This window comes from Paenibacillus sp. FSL M8-0142 (assembly GCF_038597315.1).
GTDB lineage: Bacteria > Bacillota > Bacilli > Paenibacillales > Paenibacillaceae > Paenibacillus_AQ > Paenibacillus_AQ lactis.
The window spans coordinates 1714996-1734540 of the sequence record NZ_CP152008.1 but is presented as its reverse complement, the minus strand read 5'-3'; the positions used below and the strand labels follow the sequence as shown (position 1 = coordinate 1734540).

Annotated in this window: 13 protein-coding genes and 1 other annotated feature; of the genes, 1 reads left to right on the top strand and 12 read right to left on the bottom strand. The window is 54.4% G+C overall.

Annotation, left to right across the window (positions count from 1 at the left end):
* Positions 1-8 precede the first annotated feature (8 nt).
* The 5 genes from NSQ46_RS08220 to NSQ46_RS08200 form a co-directional block, all read right to left on the bottom strand.
* Positions 9-968, bottom strand: coding sequence for an ABC transporter permease subunit (locus NSQ46_RS08220; protein ID WP_341342297.1), 960 nt, complete (start codon positions 966-968; stop codon positions 9-11).
* A gap of 705 nt (positions 969-1673) precedes the next feature.
* Positions 1674-2711: a LacI family DNA-binding transcriptional regulator gene (locus tag NSQ46_RS08215; RefSeq protein WP_342576619.1), complete on the bottom strand. Its 1038-nt coding sequence runs from the start codon at positions 2709-2711 to the stop codon at positions 1674-1676.
* A gap of 152 nt (positions 2712-2863) precedes the next feature.
* Positions 2864-4051: an MFS transporter gene (locus NSQ46_RS08210; RefSeq protein ID WP_342576618.1), complete on the bottom strand. Its 1188-nt coding sequence runs from the start codon at positions 4049-4051 to the stop codon at positions 2864-2866.
* Positions 4052-4190: 139 nt separating this feature from the next.
* Positions 4191-4493 carry a metalloregulator ArsR/SmtB family transcription factor gene (locus tag NSQ46_RS08205; protein ID WP_007127535.1) on the bottom strand — a complete coding sequence of 101 codons (303 nt, stop codon included), beginning with the start codon at positions 4491-4493 and terminating at the stop codon, positions 4191-4193.
* 55 nt (positions 4494-4548) lie between these two features.
* Positions 4549-5220 carry a TetR/AcrR family transcriptional regulator gene (locus tag NSQ46_RS08200; RefSeq protein WP_342576617.1) on the bottom strand — a complete coding sequence of 224 codons (672 nt, stop codon included), beginning with the start codon at positions 5218-5220 and terminating at the stop codon, positions 4549-4551.
* 142 nt (positions 5221-5362) lie between these two features.
* Between NSQ46_RS08200 and NSQ46_RS08195 the strand changes: the two genes are divergently transcribed.
* Positions 5363-6175, top strand: coding sequence for an SDR family oxidoreductase (locus NSQ46_RS08195; RefSeq protein ID WP_342576616.1), 813 nt, complete (start codon positions 5363-5365; stop codon positions 6173-6175).
* A gap of 64 nt (positions 6176-6239) precedes the next feature.
* Here NSQ46_RS08195 and NSQ46_RS08190 read toward each other — a convergent pair whose 3' ends face one another.
* The 7 genes from NSQ46_RS08190 to NSQ46_RS08160 all read right to left on the bottom strand — a co-directional run bounded on the left by NSQ46_RS08190 (position 6240) and on the right by NSQ46_RS08160 (position 19542).
* Positions 6240-7403 carry an MFS transporter gene (locus NSQ46_RS08190; protein WP_342576615.1) on the bottom strand — a complete coding sequence of 388 codons (1164 nt, stop codon included), beginning with the start codon at positions 7401-7403 and terminating at the stop codon, positions 6240-6242.
* A 602-nt stretch (positions 7404-8005) separates the two neighbouring features.
* Positions 8006-9547 (bottom strand): 2-isopropylmalate synthase, encoded by a 1542-nt coding sequence (locus tag NSQ46_RS08185; RefSeq protein WP_342576614.1) that lies wholly within the window; start codon positions 9545-9547, stop codon positions 8006-8008.
* Between the two features lie 98 nt (positions 9548-9645).
* Positions 9646-9877, bottom strand: a binding site (T-box leader).
* Positions 9878-9948: 71 nt separating this feature from the next.
* The gene (locus NSQ46_RS08180; RefSeq protein WP_007127531.1) at positions 9949-11037 is read right to left on the bottom strand and encodes a bifunctional 3-deoxy-7-phosphoheptulonate synthase/chorismate mutase; all 1089 of its coding nucleotides are present in this window, start codon (positions 11035-11037) and stop codon (positions 9949-9951) included.
* 454 nt (positions 11038-11491) lie between these two features.
* Positions 11492-12718: a Gfo/Idh/MocA family oxidoreductase gene (locus tag NSQ46_RS08175; protein WP_210095003.1), complete on the bottom strand. Its 1227-nt coding sequence runs from the start codon at positions 12716-12718 to the stop codon at positions 11492-11494.
* Positions 12719-12763: 45 nt separating this feature from the next.
* Positions 12764-16732, bottom strand: a complete 3969-nt coding sequence (locus tag NSQ46_RS08170) for an Ig-like domain-containing protein (RefSeq protein ID WP_213613531.1) — start codon at positions 16730-16732, stop codon at positions 12764-12766.
* A gap of 34 nt (positions 16733-16766) precedes the next feature.
* On the bottom strand, positions 16767-18425 hold the full coding sequence (locus tag NSQ46_RS08165) for a DUF4091 domain-containing protein (protein WP_342576613.1): 1659 nt from the start codon (positions 18423-18425) through the stop codon (positions 16767-16769).
* Complete coding sequence (locus NSQ46_RS08160; RefSeq protein WP_007127527.1) at positions 18406-19542, bottom strand: glycoside hydrolase family 88 protein; 1137 nt, start codon at positions 19540-19542, stop codon at positions 18406-18408. Before NSQ46_RS08160 ends, NSQ46_RS08165 begins: the two co-directional genes overlap by 20 nt.
* Positions 19543-19545 lie beyond the last annotated feature (3 nt).

Genomic DNA, 19545 nt, shown 5'->3' with positions numbered 1-19545 from the left:
GCCCTCCCCTACCAAAGACTTGTTTCGCTCACGCGTCTGGAGATAAAGTTCACGACAACCAACAGCACGAAGTTGATGACGGAATTAAACAATCCGACGGCGGCCGAGAAGCTGTATTCGGCATTCTGGATCCCCATCCGGTACACGTAGGTGGCAATAATGTCGGAGCTCTCCATGTTCAAATTGTTCTGCATCAGCAGCACCTTCTCAAAGCCGATGCTCATGATGCTTCCGATGTTCAATATCAGCAAAATGATGATCGTCGGCATGATGCCGGGAATGTTAATATGCCAGATCCGCTGGAGCCGTGTAGCCCCGTCCACCCTCGCGGCTTCATGCAGCTGGTTGTCGATGCCGGCGAGCGCAGCCAAATAAATAATGGAGCTCCATCCCATGGTCTGCCAAACATCGGACAGCACGTACAGTGTTTTGAACCAGCCCGGCTCAGTCATGAAATTAATCGCCTTGCCGCCGAACATCTCAATAAAATGATTGAGGATGCCGTAGCGCGGCGACAGGAAAATCATCATCATCCCGACGACCACGACGATCGACAGGAAATGCGGTGCGTAGGTTATCGTCTGTACGAATCGCTTGAATTTCTCGGCACGTATCTCATTCATGAGCAGCGCCAAAATGATCGGCACCGGGAATCCGACGGCCAGGCTGTACAGCCCGATTCCGAGCGTATTCTTCATCAGGCGCCAGAAATAATAGCCGTTGAAAAACCGTTCGAAATGGTCGAGTCCGACCCAGGGGCTGCCCCAAATCCCTTGGGTTGCAATAAAATCCTTAAATGCAATCTGGATTCCGTACATCGGCACATACTGGAACAGGATGTAGTAGGCAATGACCGGAGAGATCAGGACGTACAGCTGCCAATTACGCCAAATCCGGTTCCACTTATAGCGGCTGCGTTTCGTTTCAGTTGCCGCGATGGCTGGAGACTGCAGCGACGTGTTGGCCAATTTAGCATCACCTCATTGAGAAATAGTAGGGGGACGAAGAATCGGTGTAGACTGCCCCCGAAATGAGAGCGCTTGCAATTTTGTAATTAAAAAAATGAAGGTTTCCCCTCCCTGCATACGATAATGCTTTTTCGAAAATGAGATCCACCATCTTCCCCCTTTTGGTTTGTTCGTTGTGCCACATTGGCAACCATGAAGCTATCTATGCATTAAACCCATGTGACATGGGGTTTAATCCTTTTTGGATATAGACTCAAATTAAAAGATATCATTTGGATGATAATTTGGACCTCTTTAAGCAGGCAGTTTCTAGAATAATGGGGTTAGACGAGATATTTAGGGACGGTGACTCGTATATATAAAAGCTTGTTATACAAGCAAAATAAACGAAGACAAGACAAAATGAGTTCTATAGAGGAAGGTGCTGGGTAAATCCAAAACATGATCAAAAACATCCAAAAACCTTTGATTTTTTTCCCATGATAATATAGCCGTATCGTAATTGTCAAACAATTTTTTGGACTAATTTTGGTGTTATTCTTGGAATTTTGGCGCAAAAACATCACAAAAACAGCTGAAAAGCAATACAAAAGCAGAAAGAAACACTACAAAAACAGCGCAAAAACAGCCGCAAGCTTTGCAAGCTTGCGGCTGCTATTTTTACGCCTATTTTCTACTCGTGATCGAATTGGACACGCCAAACTATTAATTTCGATTCAATCTGGAGGACTCCCGAATGATCAGAGAACAGGGCAGCAGTATTTTCGTGGCGGTCGGGAAATGTCCGTCCAAGTAATCGACGATGGATTTCGCGGCGACTCTGCCGATTTCATGCTTCGGCACCGAAACGGACGTGAGCGGCGGGGTCGTATACTGCGCTACATCGATATTGTCCATGCCGACAATCGCAATGTCCCCCGGGATGGTGCCGCCGTTCTCAATCACCGCCCGCATGGCCGGAATCGCCAGCATGTCGCTCGCGCAAAATACCGCTGTCGGCCATTCCTCCTTCGGAAGCTTGCCCAATAAATCATTCATGTGACTGAAGCTTCGATCCACGTTCCAGCCCGTGTTCATGATCCAGTCCTTCCGAAGCTCCAGATTCGCTTCAAGGATCGCGAATTTGTAGCCGACATACCGCTCCTCGCTCTCCATTTGATTGGAATAGGCAGGTCCCCCGATAAAAGCGATCCGCTTGTGCCCTTGATCAATCAAGTGGCGCACCGCGGATCTGGCGGACAGCACCCGGTCGCAATCCACCACCGGGACGGTCAAGCTTTCATCGTTTAAGCTTACCCCCATAATCGCGACGCCTTCCTGCTGGATGAGCTCAAACAATTCCTGGTCATACCAGCTGATCGCAACCAAGCCCTGGGCCCCGGTCTCCTTCAGCATCAGCCGCAGCCGTTCTGCATCGCTAACCTCCTCGCAGGTGCGAACGATGGCCGGCGGCTGTCCGAGCTCCTCCATTTTTTCATGGAAGCCTGCAAGAACCTTCGAGAAATAAGGATGGTCATCCATCAGAAGCTGAGGAACGATACAGACGATTCGCTTGATCTCCGTTCCATTATCACGTGCAGTCTGCATCGGTTCCTGAAGCTTATACCCCAGCTCAAGCGCCGCCTCCCTGATTCTCTGCTTGGTGTCTTCGCTGACCGGACGGCTTGTATCGTTGCTGATTGCCCGCGAGACCGTGGATATGGATACCCCGACCCGCTCGGCAATGTCTTTTAGTCTAGCCAAACGTATTTCCTCCTCCGCAAAGTTGGAGCCAAATTTTCGCTTTCTATTGATCCTATCATACCTTGGACCCATTTAGAGCGTCAAATCGCGCCGAAGAGGAGGATGTATACCACGAAACCGCAGCAGACGGAATCGGCGAATAAGCCTTAAGATCAGGAAGATACGACCGTCTGTCCGGCCTCCTTCCCCTGCTTCCCGATACGGAACAGCACCAGTGCCAGCCCCACAGCAATCGCAACACCCGCTGCCCCAAGCCATGTGATTGATGATAGGGATATGCTATTGACGGCAATACCGCCGAGTCCGGCCCCCGCAGCCATGGACAGCTGCATCACCGACTGGTTCAGTCCCAGCATGACTCCGGATGCTTCCGGCTCCAGCTGGACCAGGTTGAACTGCTGTGTCGGACCGGACGACCAGGCGGACAAAGACCATAATATCAGCATGGCGAACACTGGAAACGCTGCGGCGGATGCGTTCGTGACCGAAAGCATGGCTAACGCAAGAATGTGGATGATCATTCCGAAGGTAAGGGTCAAGGGAACTCCCCACCGGTCGGTGCTGTATCCGCCGAATTTCGACCCGACCAGGCTCGCAATGCCGAAAGCGAACAGCGCTGCGCTGATCCATTGTTCGCCCAAGCCGCTGACGCTTAGAAGATAAGGGGAAAGATACGTATAAGCTACGGAATATCCCCCAAGCCAGAAGAAGGTTATTCCCAAACCGAGCGCCACTTTCGGCTTTCGAAGCAGTGCAAATTGCTGAAGCAGCGGAACCGGAGCATCGCCTTGAATTTTCGGAATCGCTTTATATAAGACAACCATCGCTACGATACCCAGAACGGCAATCAGGCCGAACACCGACTTCCAGCCGAAAGCGGCGGCTGTCACGCGCCCGAGCGGGACACCGATAATGAGCGAAGCGGTAAAGCCCATGACAACCGTGGCAATGGAGCTTGCCTGCTTGCCCTGCGGTGCGATGCGGGCGGCGATGCCGAGCGCGGTGACGACCACCATCCCTGCCCCCATCGCCATAATGATGCGGGCAATGACAAAGGGAACATAGCCGGGAAGCGCGAACGACAATAGATTCGCAACAACAAACAGTCCGAGCGAATAAACCAGCAGCCGCTGGCGTTCCAGCTTCGCGGTCAGCGCCATCAACACCGGGGTCAGAACGGCGTACACCAGCGAGAAAATCGTAATCAGCTGGCCCGCGGCCGTAATGGTGATGCCGAGGGAATCCGCGATTTTGTCCAAGATCCCCGAGATGATGTATTCCGATGTCCCTACTAAAAAACTCACGATAGCCAGCAAGTATATTTTCCAAGCATTCTTCATAATTCCACTCCTTATATATTTAAATATCGCAAAATATCGATATATGAAACCAATAAATATACATATCGTAATATGTAGATATGTAGTGCGGAACAAGACTGAATATTCCTTGGCCAAGGAAGCATTCAGTTCTTGTAGGTTATATTTCCTGCTTCAAATATTCGCCGATTTGACGGATGACTTCCTCATCACGCTTGTAATACGTAAATTTGCCGATCCGCTCGGTCTTGATCAGTCCGGCCCGCTGCAAAATGGACAGATATTGCGAAGCTGTCGATTGCGTCATATTCAATTTCTCGGTCACCTGGCTCACGCATACCCCGATTTCCCTCATATCAATCCCTTCATGGGGCGTAAAATGCTGCTCAGGCTCCTTAAGCCACCGCAAAATATCAAGCCGCGATTCATTGGACAGTGCTTTGAAGATTTCGATTGGTTTCATACGAATCATTATATCGTGAATTATCGATATGTCAACGGTCGTTTCCGGTCGGACATTACGTGATCATCTTCAGAATGTTCACGATCTCCTGTTCCGTTCTCGAATCCTGCACGGAATCAACATGATCCGGCTGGAACAACTGGTATTTTTTCAACTGGTAAAAGTCCATCAACGCCTGCTTTAAGGTCATGTCGTAATGAATCGAGAACAGCGGGTCCATGATCCGCCGAAGCACGGCATCATCTTGAACCATAAACAATGCGGCATTCAAACGGTTGAAGACGCCTTGCTCCATCCCTGCCTCGAAAAAAGTCTCCAAGTTTCGATATCGGATCTGCTGTGCTGCAATCAGACGGTCAAACAGCGTCGGGTAGGAATCTCTCAGATCTTCCAGGAAGAGATCCGACACATAAACGACGCACCGCAGCGATTGCTCGTATATTTTCTGAAAACGTTCGGCAAAAGAAATGGATGCATCTTGAACGATGACATCGGCCTGAAGCAGGTAATCGATATAATGCTTCACGACAGCCTCGATAACATCATCCCTGGATGAGAAATGCTTGTACAAGGTTACTTTGCTAATATCCATGTAACCTGCGATTTCGTCGATTTTCAGTTGGCTGAACTTCGTTTTTCTCAGGACCGGTTTTATTTTCTCGATGTAATGCTCCGCGCTTACCGCCTTTTTCACCTTGATGTCCCCCTCCACTTTTCTAATCCCCATTATAACTTAGAAGTAAAATCATTAAACCCATTTCACCACATTTACATTGTTTATTAAATTAACTAATTTAATAATTTTAGTTTACTTTGTTTATTTTTCGTCATATAATCGTATCGAAATGAACCAAAAGGAGATGAAGAATGTGAGTACAATCCTCATTACAGGAGCTTCTTCAGGGATCGGAAGAGAAACCGCGCGGCATTTCTGGGGGAAGGGTTGGAATGTCATTGCTACCATGCGTTCGCCTGAACGCGAAACGGAGTTTGCCGGACAGGAGCGCATGCTGGTCACGAAACTCGATGTCACCCGGAACGATACCATCCAATCGGCCGTTCAAGAAGGAATTCGAACGTTCGGCAAAATCGACGTCCTGCTGAACAATGCAGGTTATGCGGCGATGGGAGCATTCGAAGCCGCGACGGAAGCCCAAATCAAGCGGCAATTCGATGTCAACGTACTTGGGGTCCTTCGTACGACGCAAGCTCTTCTTCCCCATTTCAGACAAAGCGGCGGCGGTACGGTCATCAATGTATCCTCCGTTGGCGGAAGAGTGGCTTTTCCGTTGCTGTCGCTGTATCATGCGAGTAAATGGGCCATCGAAGGCTTTTCGGAATCCCTCTTTTACGAGCTGGGTGCTCATCAAGTCAAGGTGAAACTCGTAGAACCCGGCAACGTGGCTACGGATTTTACCGGACGTTCCCTCGATCTGCTGACCGATGCATCGCTCGATGCTTACGCCTCATATACGGAAACGGTTCTGCAAAAACAGATGAACAGCTTTGACGTCTATGCTTCCGAGCCGAAGCTCATAGCGGAAACGATCTTCAAAGCGGCAACCGATCCGTCCGATCGCCTCCGTTATCTGGTTGGCGCCGATGCCCATTACCTGATGGATCTGCGAAGCAAAACGTCGGATGAGGAGTTTATGGCAGGCATAACGAAGCAGTTCAGCTGAAGATCAGCAAAGACGCAAGCCGCCCTACAGCCTTATTTTCCAGGCTGGGGGCGGCTTATAAAGTTTAATGGCTGGATGTCACCCGCTTCGCTCGGCCTTCTCCACGTACAGGCGGCAGCAGGGACAACAGGCCCAGAACGGCGAGCAGAGCGCCGACCCAAAGCGGTGAAGCCAGGCCCAGTCCAGCATCAATCGTAAGCCCGCCTAAAGAAGACCCGACCATGACCCCCAAGCTGATTACCGAGCTGTGAATCGTCGTAACAATGGATCCCGTATCGGCTACGCGCGTTACCCGGGTAGCCATCGCAGGATTCATAGGCACGCCAACCAGACCGACGATCACAACGGAGATCACGGCGATCGCGGGGCTGTGAACGAACAGGCCGAACATCACGAGCGCAGCGGTCAGTGCGGTCAAGCCAATCGTCAGAATCGGCATCATGTAATGATCCGCCAGCCTGCCGGTAACGATGTTGCCGATGACCGTCGCGATGCCGTAAACGCCGAGCAGCATGGGTACGGCCTCAGTACCGAAGCCTGACAGATCGGTGAGTATCGGGGAAAAATAGCTGAACGCGGCGAAGGTCCCCCCGATGATCAGCATGCTGGTGGAATATGCCGCCCACAGCCTAGGGTTCTTGAGCGCGCCGATCTCCTCCCGAAAGCTGATCTTCTCGGACTTCGGCAGGGACGGGATCGTAAACAGACCGATGAGTCCCGATATGAGCAATAGAATCACAACCGCCCAAAAGCTCGCTCGCCAGCCAAAATGCTGTTCGATCCAGATCGCAAGCGGCAGACCGATGGCGGTGGCCACCATTAATCCGCCTAGAACGATCGAGGCTGCACGTCCTCTGGCACTCGGGCCCACCAGGCTGAAGCAGATCGTCAGCGATATGCCGAAGGCCGCGGCGGAGGATAGGCCGGTCATGATCCGGGCCGCCATCATCAACTCATAGCTTGGAGCCATAGCGCCAAGCACCTGACCGGCCAAGAAGATGGCCGAGACGATCATGAACGATTGCTTTCGCGGCACTTTCAGCAGGACAGCGGTCAGCAGCGGCCCTCCCACGATCATCCCCGCAGCATATGCGGTGATCAAGTACCCGATCGCTGCCACCGATACTTGGAATTCCGCAGACAGTGCAGGCATGATCCCCGCGACCATGAACTCGGAGGTCGTCATGGAGAAAATCATAAGACCCATAATATAAATGGATAACGGCATTCAAAATCCACTCCTTCACAAACATTTTTGTAGTGATTGGTACAAAAATTGGTCGGGCACCGTCTATGCCACACCAGGCTCTTATTGGCGGACATGGGCCCACTTGAGCTTTCACTCGGAACTGTACCGGGATTACCTTCTTCGCCAGACATTAATGGCTTCTACCGGGATTACCTTCTTCACCAGACTTTATTTGGCTTCACCGAACCATTCACCGAACCTCTTAGCGGGCTGACACCGGACCGTCAAACGTTTTCTGGAAGCTGCTTTCTGGCAGCCTCAATTTTTTTACTATACAGTACAAAATTGATGTAATTAAACGACTTTATCGCCGCCCGCCCTGTCTAAACGAAGCCTGTAATGGCTGCTGGACGATGCTGGCCGGCCTCAACGTCCGGAAAATGCGCTATGTTGTTCTCACTCTAAACGGCTCCTTTCCTAAGTTTCCAGCTAAATTATATATATTTTGTAACGAACGGTCAATAAGCTTCACCAGCATAATTCCGATCTAAGGCAAGGCCCCATTTATCCCGTCACATCCCAAACGCGAACAACCTCGTCTCACTTACTGTAAGACGAGGTTTCCGCGTTCCGATCTCGGCTTACGCCTGCACTTCTTGCGCAGCGTCCAACAGAACGGCGTTGATTCCGTTCAGGAAAGCGAGCGCGCTGGCCTTGATGATATCCGTGTCCATCGCGCGGCCGGAATAGCTTTTCCCTTGATACTCGATTCGGATGTTGACCCGGCCGATGGCTTCTTTGCCGCGGGAAAGGCTGTTGATTTTGTAATCCTTCAGCTCGACGTCCAGGCCAACGATCGTCTTGATCGCGCTGTACAGCGCATCGATCGGGCCGTCTCCCACCGTGCTGTCCTGCACCGTCTCCCCGCCTTTTTTCAACTTGACGGTAGCGGTAGGATGCAGAGCGTTCGTGACGACCTGGAAGGAATCCAGCTCATACAGATGGCTGCCGGCGTCTTCGTAAGTCCGGTGATGCGTAACCAGGTAAAAGACGTCATGGTCGTACACTTCCTTCTTCGCGTCGGCCAACTGAAGGAATTTCGCGAACAGCGCCTCGAATTCCTCGCCCTCGCCTGCGTCAAAGCCCAGCTTCTCGACCGCGTTTCGGAAGGCGTGTCTTCCCGAACGGGCCGTCAGAATCAGCTCCATGCTGTCGGCGCCAACCTCCTCCGGCGACATGATCTCATACACCTGCTTATCCTTCAGCAATCCGTCCTGATGGATGCCGGAGGAGTGGGCAAAGGCGTTCTCGCCCGTAATGGCCTTGTTCACCTGCACATCCAGCCCCGTCAAATACGTCAGCAGGCGGGAGGTCTTGATCAGCTCCTTCGTCCGGATGTTCGTGCTCGCGTTGAAATAATTCTCCCGCACCTTCAATCCCATCACCACTTCCTCCAGCGATGTATTGCCGGCGCGCTCTCCCAATCCGTTGATGGTGCACTCCACCTTCTCGGCGCCGTTCTTCACGGCTGCTAGCGTATTGGCCGTAGCGAGTCCCAGGTCATTATGACAATGAACGCTTAGAATGACTTGATCGTTCAGGTTTTTGAGCCGCTCGTTGATTTTGCGAATCAGCTCGCCGAACTCTTCCGGCACGGCATAACCGACCGTATCGGGGATGTTGATCATCGTGGCCCCCGCCTTGACGACCGCTTCGATCGTTGTCCACAGGTATTCGAAGTCGGACCTGGAAGCGTCCTCTGTGGAATACTGCACCTGCGGCAGCAGCGTTTTCGCATATTTCACCGCATCGACGCCCATTTGCAGCACCGCATCCTTGGAGCGGTTGAATTTCTTCTCGACATGGATATTCGAGGTTCCGAGCACGATATGAATCAGCGGGCTTTGCGCCAGCTTGATGCTTTCGTACACCGCGTCGATGTCGCTCTTCACGGCCCGCGCCAGCGCGGTAATCGAGACGCTGTCACCTACGGTTCGTGCAATTTCCCGGACGGACTCGAAATCCCCGGCCGACGAAGCGGGAAAGCCCGCTTCAATGATGTCCACGTTCAGCCGTTTCAGCTGCTGGGCGAATTCAATCTTCTGGTGCACGTTCATTTTCGCGCCCGGTACCTGTTCTCCGTCGCGCAAGGTTGTGTCAAGGACGATAATGCTTCGTGTCATTTCTGATTCCTCCCCGGAAAGTTATCGTTGATCTATATCTATTTCAAGCGGGGTTGGTTAAACCCGGAATTTAACCAACAAAAAAACCCCGTCTCTGCTATAGAGACGAGGTTGAACCCGCGGTACCACTCTAATTCATTTTACAAGTAAAATGATCTTCTTCGATGGCCATCACCATCTATCCCTGTAACGGTGGAACTCCGGCTTACCCTACATTGTCAGGCAGCTGTTCATAGACGAGTTCAAAGGGAACGACATTACCGTTTCGCACCTGCCAACGGCTCTCTGAAAAGTCATTTCGCTTCTACTATTTCTAATCGAAACATTTGGATTATGCGATTGAATTGATAACTATGTTAGGGAATGAACAGCGATTTGTCAACCCTTTATTTCCCAATCGGTTATACCAATGAGTGTGCCGGCAGCAAGCCGGATTTTCTCACATTGTCCAGGAAGTCCTGGAACTCCGGAATATTCAGCTGCTGAGCCGCGTCGGACAGAGCGGTCGCCGGATCGGGATGAACCTCCACCATGACGCCGTCCGCGCCGGCAGCGAGGGCCGCTCTTGCACATGGAGCCAAAATATCCTTGCGTCCCGTAGAATGCGTAACGTCCACGAGCACCGGAAGGTGGGTTTCCTGCTTCAGGATCGGCACCGCCGAGATGTCCAGCGTATTTCTTGTAGCCTTCTCATAGGTCCGGATTCCGCGCTCGATCAGCATGACCTGCGTATTGCCGCGGGATACGATGTATTCGGCGGCATGCACGAATTCATCGATCGTAGCCGCAAGCCCGCGCTTCAGCAGAACCGGGGTCTTGACGTCGCCCGCTGCTTTGAGCAGCTCGAAATTTTGCATATTCCGGGCGCCGATCTGAATGACATCAATATAGTCGCAGGCAAGCTCGATATGAGCCGGATCCACGATTTCGCTGATCGTTTTCAGTCCGAATTCGGAAGCGACCTCCTTCAAAATTTTAAGCCCCTCAACGCCCAGGCCTTGGAAATCATACGGCGACGTTCTCGGCTTGAACGCCCCGCCGCGCATCACGGTGATACCCGCTTCTTTCAGAGCCTTTGCGACCTGACGAACCTGCTCATAGCTCTCAACCGAGCATGGCCCTGCAATCATGACCGGCGTTCCGCCGCCAATGACCGTATCCCCAAGCTGGATCAAGGTGTCCTCCTTCTTCTTCTTGCGGCTGACGAGCAGATGCTTCTTATGGTCGACCTGCTGCAGCTTCAGCGATGCCTGGAAGATCTGCTTGAACAGATGTCGCACCGTTTCGTTATCGAATGGGCCGTGATTGTGCTCGACCAGGGCATCCAGCATTTTTTTCTCCCGTACCGGGTCGAAATTCGGCACTCCCTGCTTCTGCTTCTCCTGCCCGATCTCCTGGGCTAGGCGCGCCCGTTCCGACAGCAGCTCCAGCAGCTGCAAGTTAACGGAATCCAGCTCTGATCGTAATTGCTCCAAACGTCCTTGACTCATATCGAATCTCTCCCTTATGTGTATGATCTGATATAAATAAAAAAGACCCCCCGCCGCAAGGGACGAGGAGTCGTGGTACCACCCTTATTAGATATGCAAAAAAACAGTTCCTTCTTCGCTTATCTCACTTGAACCTCTTAACGCGAGGGCATCGGGTAAACCTACCGCTTCCCATTCTTAGGAATGCAAAGCTATCGGAATACCGGCTCCGGAATGAACTTCGGCGGAGAATCTTCACCCGGGCGCTCTCAGTCGGTGGCAGCCCTTTCCTGTCAGGAAGCTTCTGTCGCTTACTCTTTCCATCATTGCTTGTTGCAGCATGTCTTGTTATGAATTTATAAAGCATTGTATTACACACGGCAAAGGAATTGCAAGAGTTTATTTTAAAGCTTAGGTGCTTTGGTGTGGTGAATCGCCAAATACAAGGGCAACGGACTCGAGGCCAGGCTTTGTATTAAAAAGAAATGCCGGCGGGTTCCGCCGCTTCCCTGTTCATCCATTTCCCGTTGGTGAAATCCGGGATCGCAACGGCGGCGCTTCCAGTCTCGATCGATTGTTCGGACAGGGCGGTCACCGCCATCCAGGACGCCATATCATAGACGTCGATCGGCATCTCCCTTTCCTGAAGAACACTCTCGACAAATGCGCGGAGGCACAGATAGTCCATCCCGCCATGGCCGCCCCGCACGCCGTCTTGCATGTATTCGGTCCACAGCGGATGCTCGTATTCCTGAAGGTAATGCTCAAAGGGTTCCCACTCATGGAGCGGACTTCGTCCTTCCAGGTGAATGACGCCTCCGTCCTCCATCCAGATGCCCCGGGTTCCCTGAACGCGCCCGCCGCGGGAATATGGACGGGGCAGCGACGTATCGTGGGTGAGCAGAATGGTCTCCCCGTTCGCACATTGAATCATGGTTGTTACGACATCGCCAAGGGCCATCTCCGTCCGTGCCACGGGATGGTCTTCGCCCAAATGCCGGCGGGCCCAATCCCTTACGCCGCGCGATTTGGTCGCCATGGAGGACAGCTTGGTCATCCGGTTTCCGCGATTGATATTCAGCAATTTGGCGGCAGGACCCAGACCATGCGTCGGGTACACGTCGCCGTTGCGGCGCAAGTAATTGTGGATGCGATAGTGGCGGTTCTCTATTCCTTTGGCAACCTCATCCCGTAGATCATGCCCGTATGCCCCTTGGCAGTGGATCAGCTCGCCGAACACTCCCTGACGGACCATATGCAGCAGCGCCATTTCCTCCCGGCCGTAACAGCAGTTTTCCAACAGCATGCAAGGCGTGCCGGTCGCTTCATACGTGCGCACGAGCTGCCAGCATTCCTCCAAAGAAGCGGCTCCCCCCACTTCCGACGCCACGGGCTTGCCGACCTGCATGGCCGCTATGGCAATCTCGCTGTGGCTGGTCCAGGATGAGGCGATAATAACCGCCTCAACATCCTCGCGACCGATGACCTCGCGATAATCCGAGCAGCTGGCTGGGGCAGGTCTGCCCATATCGGTTACCACTCTCGCGGCCTCTTCAAGCCGATCCTCGTAAAGATCGGATATGGCCGCAATTTCCACGTCCGGCATTTCTACAAGCAGCTCGAGCAGACTTTTGCCGCGCTTGCCCAGACCGATGAAGCCGAGCCGCAGCGTTTGTCCTCTCCCGCCGATCATCCTGTTCATATTTCGACTACGCTCCTTTTCGATTGGCAGGCTATAGATGCTTCCTTAACCTGCATCACGTAAAATGCTGTTTTCCGCGTTTCCCCTCATCGGCTTAAATATGCCGACCTCCGCGTAATTATTCCATTGATTCGAGGTATTGCCCGAACCGTTAATCCGGATATACCTCGCGGTGACTTCCGGAAAAAGGAACACCTCCGGTTCGGCCGTCAATCCCGAGCTGACCCCCTCTGCATACACCTGCTCCCAATGAACACCGTCCACTGAAACATCGATGGTGAAATAGGACTTTCTCGTATTTCCGCTGAAAAACGCGATCGATACCGCTCCAACCTGCTTGGCCTCGCCGAGGTCATACTGAATCCACTGCGGTCCCTCCGAGGTCCAGCGGGTAATCATGTCTCCGTCCATCGTTTTATCGGGCGTATGGCCTTGGTTCGCCTGAGGGACTGCGCTGGCCGTGACCTCCCGGACCGGCAGACGGAAGCCCGGAGGGGGATCGCCGATCAAAGGTCCGACCGTAAAGGCAATCGTATATCGGTTGCTCACTTCCGGCCTCGACGGATCGGTCACGTCAATATAGGTTTTTCCCGGAATACTTTCAGCCGTCTGGACCGAAACCTCATGACCGGACACCGCCTCGACCTTCGGCACCTTCGACCGCTCCCCGTACGGCACTGTCCATTCGTAATACGTGCGCTGCGGGTCAAATCCGGCGAGAGGGGTCCCGTCCACGAGGATGGATTCGGCTTCAGGCAGCGGAACCTTCTCAGGCAGCGGACCATCCGGGATCGTCCAATCATCGAGGCTGCGGACGTCCGGAGACACTTCCGGCAGCGGTGCCGAGGCTGTCAGCGGAACCATCCACAGGGACAGACGTCCTCCGGTCACGCCCTCCATATGGACGGCCAGCTTCCGAATGCCGTGATTGACGGTTTGCCCCGAAGGATTCGGCGTCCCTTCCAGCGGCTCAGCCTTCATCGCGCTAAACGCCGCTCCCTCCGGAGCGTCCAGCATCCGCACGTACAATTTCTTATCGTTCTGCGTCAACACGGCCTCTTGTCCGCTGCCGAGCACGTCGATCTCGGCTTCCGTGTGCATGAACCAATACAGCTCGGACGGCGACTTGAGTTCGAACTCGTCTTGAACAATCAATTGCTCGCGATCGCCGGTCAGCATCAATCCCCGCTTGTAGGACCATGCATCCTTCGGATACCGCTCGGTCAGGTCGATCACGCCAAATGCGCCGCGAGGCTTGGATTCGCTCCGGACAAGCGGTGCCTTGGCGCCGTAATCCTGCATAAACACAGGGTTTTCTTGCGGATTGATGACCATGACGTTCTGCCCCTGCGCGCCTTTGCGGTAATAAGTCCAGCGTTGACCGCCGGCATAATCCCAGAAGCCGGGGAGACTGTAATTCTCCATCCCCAGATCGGTTGCCCAGCGTTCTCCCAGCGCATCAAATACAAAGGTGCCGGCGTCCATATCGATATGGCTGAGCAGCGTATCGTTAAACCCCTTTATCGAGGCATACGCATCGTTCAGATTTGACCAGCCGCTGCGCATGGATATCGATTCGATTCCGGTAAATACCCGGTCGAGCGCTGCCGGCTGCTCGTCAAACATGCCCGGGCGGTAGAACAGCAGATAGTACGGGGAAAAAGCCCCTTCCCGCCGGGTCAGCTCTCCCGCATACCAGGCGTAATGCGGCTGATCGTAGAAATCGGCCATCCAGAGCGTTTGGGGATGCACGTTCGGCGTTGCCGAATCGTAAAAGTTAAAAAATCCTCCCGGCCCCCATAAATGCAGCGGATATTCCCCCGATGCCTTCACGCCCTTCAGCTCCGCCAAGCCATAGTCGGTTCCGAGCGTATTATGCATTGCAGCAATCTTATAAAAAAGGAACTCGGTCCCGTACTGCCAATAATGCGGCCCTTCAGGCCATGAGCCGTCCTCCGCGAAGAATCGAAGCGTATGCTGCAGCTTGCCGTAGGACCCCCGGAGAATTTCCAGTCCGGCTTGAGTCGCTTTCTCGTCATCGCCGAGCATGGCGAGCGCCGCAACGGCAAAGCTGCCGTTATCCACGAAATTGATGTTGTTGAACTCCCCATTATGGGTGAATTCCCCACGGTACCAAGCGAGTGCATGACTGAACGCATGCTTCATGACCGCCTCCCGGACCATGCTCCGCTCTTGTTCCGTCATGGCGTCGTACAGCCAGTCGTAAGCGAGCGTAAATCCAAGCGTCATATACGTTAAGGAGAGCATATTGTTATAGCGGCCTCCCCAATCCGGGAACGACGCGGCGGATTCAAGTTCCTGCACGGCCCGCTGTGCGTAAGCCTCATCCCCGGTTAGCCGGTACATCATCGCCGTACGGATCAGCAAATCCCGCACATTGCTGTTGCTCCCCCCGTTCGGAAGATAACCGTACGGCTCCGCATCCAGCAGCCGATCCGTTTCCCGCTTCAGCTGCTCAAACCAAGCCGTGACGTATTCATCCTTGCCGATCAGGCTGCGGGTTAGGGCAAAATCCTCCGCATTCGCCAGAACGCGCGGATGGACGCCTTCGTTGCCGCTGGATGCAAGCTTCCCCATCAAGTCTGTCTCATCCGGTATAACAAAAATATAGGCCTTGCCCGTAGCCGATTTCCCCGACGCCGTCGTTGCCGTCACTTCAAATGAATCGTAGCCGACATCATTCGAGGCAGGCGTATAAGTAAACGAACCGTCCGAAGCGAGAGACATTTCGCCGCGCGGAGCGCCGGTCAGCGTCCACTCCACAGCCTCCTCCGAGAGAAGACGGCCTATCCGCCCTTCTAATGGCGTGTTCTTCCCGGTGGAGTACCACAGGAGGTCAAGCACGGGCGGCCCGTCCTTCGGCAGCACCTCGATCATGGCCGCCGCGGCGGCGGGCCCTCCCTCCTTGCCGATGGCCACAAACAGGAAGGAATCCGGGCCGGCGTAATCCCGGTTCGGGTAATAGCGGAACGAACCGTCGGAAGAGACGCTTACCGTGCCGTGGCGGGGCGCCGCCGCCAGCTCAAAGGAAACGGAGCCGCCGGAGGTACCGGAGCTGTCCGCAGCGGTCAGCTGCCCGTCCAAAACGCCGTTTTCATTCACGGTGCCCGCATAGGGCTCGGCAGTCAACCCGGGTGGAGTGTCCACCGTGACCACGGCCTGCCTCGTTACGCCCGACGAATGGGAGGCGGCGGAAATGACCGAATAACCCGCATGATGCGCCGCGACCTCTCCCGTCTGGTACACCGACGCCGTGACCGTGTTGGAGGAGCTCCACTCCAGGAAGGTATCGGACGCATTCTCCGGTGCAAAGGATGCCTGAATGCGTCCGGCTTCGCCCGTTCTCAAGCTGATGATCTGCGGATCGAGCGTAAATTCCTCAAGCGGGACATATTCCCGAAGGGAAAGCTGGTCGAACCATACCGTGCCCGCCGATTTTTCCAGAAACGCCTCCACCTTTCCCTGCGGGCTGGCATCCATATCGGAAGCGACATGGATGACATGGCTGAAGCGGGTCCAATCCCGGGTTCCCTTCTGCCCTTGGACCGCATAGCTGATGCTGCTCGAGCCGTTCCGCTTGTACTGAAAGCGTACCACGACCTGATCCGTCACCTGCTCGAGCTTATACATGCCGGTGAGCAAGTAGCTCTTGCCGGCTTCAATCCCTGCCGCAGGCAGCGTAATCGCTCCCCGGTCGGTGCCGGAAGCGGTGCCGGAAATGGAAACCGAGCGGCTCCCGCTATAATACACGTCCTGATCCACCGCGAACACCGGGTTTCCGGCCGCCCTCCATTCGCTGACATGCTCCGGCGCGACCTGGTCCAGCCAGGTGGACTTGGCCGTTACGGCTTCAAAATCCGAATTCATTAGCAAATTGCCGGCCGGTGCCGCCCCTTGAGCCGAAACAGGCCTTCCCGCCGCAGGAAACACCCCCGCCGTAAGCGCGATGACCAGAACCATGGACAGCCAGCGCTTGAAGTTGAAGCTCATCATCCATTCCTCCCTCTCACAAGGATTTACTTCGGGTTTATCGTTCCATCATACTTGCTCTGATTTGCTCGTTAACGGCGTTTCGCAAATCCAGCAGCCATCCAGCATCCCGCGGGTAGCGCTCAAAGGACAGCGGCGCTTCGAGCGACACCTCAATCATGTTAAGAACTTCGTCCCTCCCGATGGTTTGCTCCAGCAGCTCAAGCGCCCTGAGATCCTGCAGCGCTTCGCGGAATACCTTCATCCGTAAGGAGCATACGGGACCGTCCTCGCCCGGATATACCAGAAAGGCATCGCCGGATGGATAGCCGATATCCGCATCGGTGGTCAGATAGGGGTTCACCGGCCGCTTAGAGTATTGGGAGTTCCAGAAATTGAAGCCCCAATGGAGGAAGCCCTTAATCCGGTACTTATACAGCTGCAGCCCGAGGATGCGGTTCCGCTCGGACGGAAAGGAGAAGAAGCGGTTTGCCACCTGTTTATATTGGCTGCAGCAATAATAGGTCCACAGGGGGGCAACTCCGGATTCGAGAAACGGCTGAAGCTTGTCCGTCGCCGGAATCGGATTCGGAACCAGCCCCTCCTTATAAAACGCATAATCGGACAGTGCGTCGATCCGGGGATAATCTCCCACCGCTACATCCACGATTTCCGCCGCTTTCCGGTAAGTCTCCAGATGCTCCAAATGGGGCTCGTCCGATACATGGAAGAATATCCTGTCCTCAATGCCAAGCCCTCGGATCAGCTGTACAAGCTCCTTTAGAAACCGGGCTAGGAATTCCCGATACTCCGCCCCGAGCGCATCCGTGTCCCAACCGAAGAGGCGCCTCGTCTCCCCGTCCTCCCGGACCATAATCTTCGGCGCATGAGCTGCTCCCCACTGGGTAAACAAATGCGAAAATTCGAAATATTCGATGCCAAGCCGCTGCCCCATCTTGATCCAGCGCTCCAGCTTATCGAAGCCGAAAGCATATCCGTCACCGGACTTCTCCACATCCACAAGCTGGACCGTCAGCCGCTCTCCTCCTACGGCGGTATCCAGCGGCGGCGTGAACAGCGGAGTAAGCAGCATATTGATGCCATGCTCCGCCGCAGTCTCGACGTACCGCTCAATCAAGCGCCAATGCTCCTCCGAAAACACCTCCACCCCGTAAAATTGTGCCAGACCGTCACAGTGGAACCATTCCGTCCGGATCAGCCGCTGCTTCGGCAGGGAAGCCGGGATCACATCCACTTCAAACCGTTCCCCGCCAAGCTCTTCCCCATGCTGGGAATAAAAGACGACCTCGATCGCATGAATGCCGGGTTCGGCCCGCTCCGTCACCTGAACCTCCAACCATACGGACCGCCACTGATTTCCCGGGGAATGAACCCTATTCTCCGGATCCAGCGGGTACAACGGATCGGGGTAGAGCCCCGGCGTCGACCGCAGGATATGCCCGTCATGGTCCGGATAAATCGGAAATTCGGACTGAACCAGCCCGACCGCATACACCGATACGGATAACCCTTCGGGGGCCTTTGCCTCGACACGCACATCCCTCAGCCTTTCCCCTGTGCGGTAGGCGGTTTGAAAGGACACGATTTCCCGCCGCAAGGCGCTTGTCCGTCGACATGGCGGATCATTCAATTCCGAATCCGTAAACACTTTCGACAACGAACTCAGCGCCCGGGTCTCAAACGCGCTGTCGTTCATACCAGTACCCCGCTTTCCCGTTGATGCTGCGCATCAGCGCTTCCACATAAAAATAATCGCCCCAAATCATATAATCATCAGGACCTCTCCCGCCCCGCACATGGTACGATCCGTGCTTCAACAGCCCTTCCGCACCGTCGTCGTCCAGGGTCGCACATCGTTCGACCAGCGCTTTCAGCAGACGATCGGCCGCGGAGCCGAGCTCAGCCCTGATCGGATCGTCTTCTTCCAGCAGCGAGCGGATTTCCAGCATGCCGCAGACGGCAATGGCTGATGCCGAGCTGTCACGGGGCGTATCTTCCGCAATCTCCGCGTCAAAATCCCAATATGGAATTCCATCTGACGGAAGGCGTCCGATAAAATACCGGGCGGCTCTTATCGCGGTCTCCAGGTATTCTCGATTTTGCGTATAGCGATAGGATAACGCGAACCCGTACACGGCCCACGCCTGTCCCCTGGACCAGGTGGATCCGTCATGATACCCCTGATGCGTTCCGCCTCCGATCGGAATCCCGCTCTCCTCCCGGAAATAAAACGTATGATATGACGAATCGTCGCCCCGCATTAAATAACGGCGGCTTTTGTCCGCCTGGTGCTCCGCGGCCTCACGGTACCGCATGTCGCCAGTCTGTTCGAACGCCCAGTACAGCAGCGGCAGATTCATCATGCAGTCGATGATGATTCGACCGCCGTTCTGCGGGTCGCCTTTCGGTCCCCATGCCTGCAGGTAACGCCCTTCGGGACGCCAGCGAAGCATCAAATGCTCCGCCGCCTCCAGCGCAAGCGTTCTGGCAGCCTCGTCCCGGTCGATGATCCATGCCGCCACGGCGGAGGGCTGATACAAAAAACCGATGTCATGATGATCCAGGTTGCGCCGGGTCACATGCAGCCGTTCCCGAAAGCTCTCCACCTGCATAAGCGCTGATTCCCTGAACTCCTCTTTCCCGGTATATTCGTAGCAGAGCCAGGTCATCCCGGTATAAAATCCCTCGATCCAATCCCGGTTCTCCCCCCATTCATACCTCTTCTCCGAGGTAATGTGGGGGAACAAGCCGGGGGCACGACGAAGGTTGCCAAGCGTCTTCTTCCATGCGTCCTCCATAGCCTGCTCCCACATGCC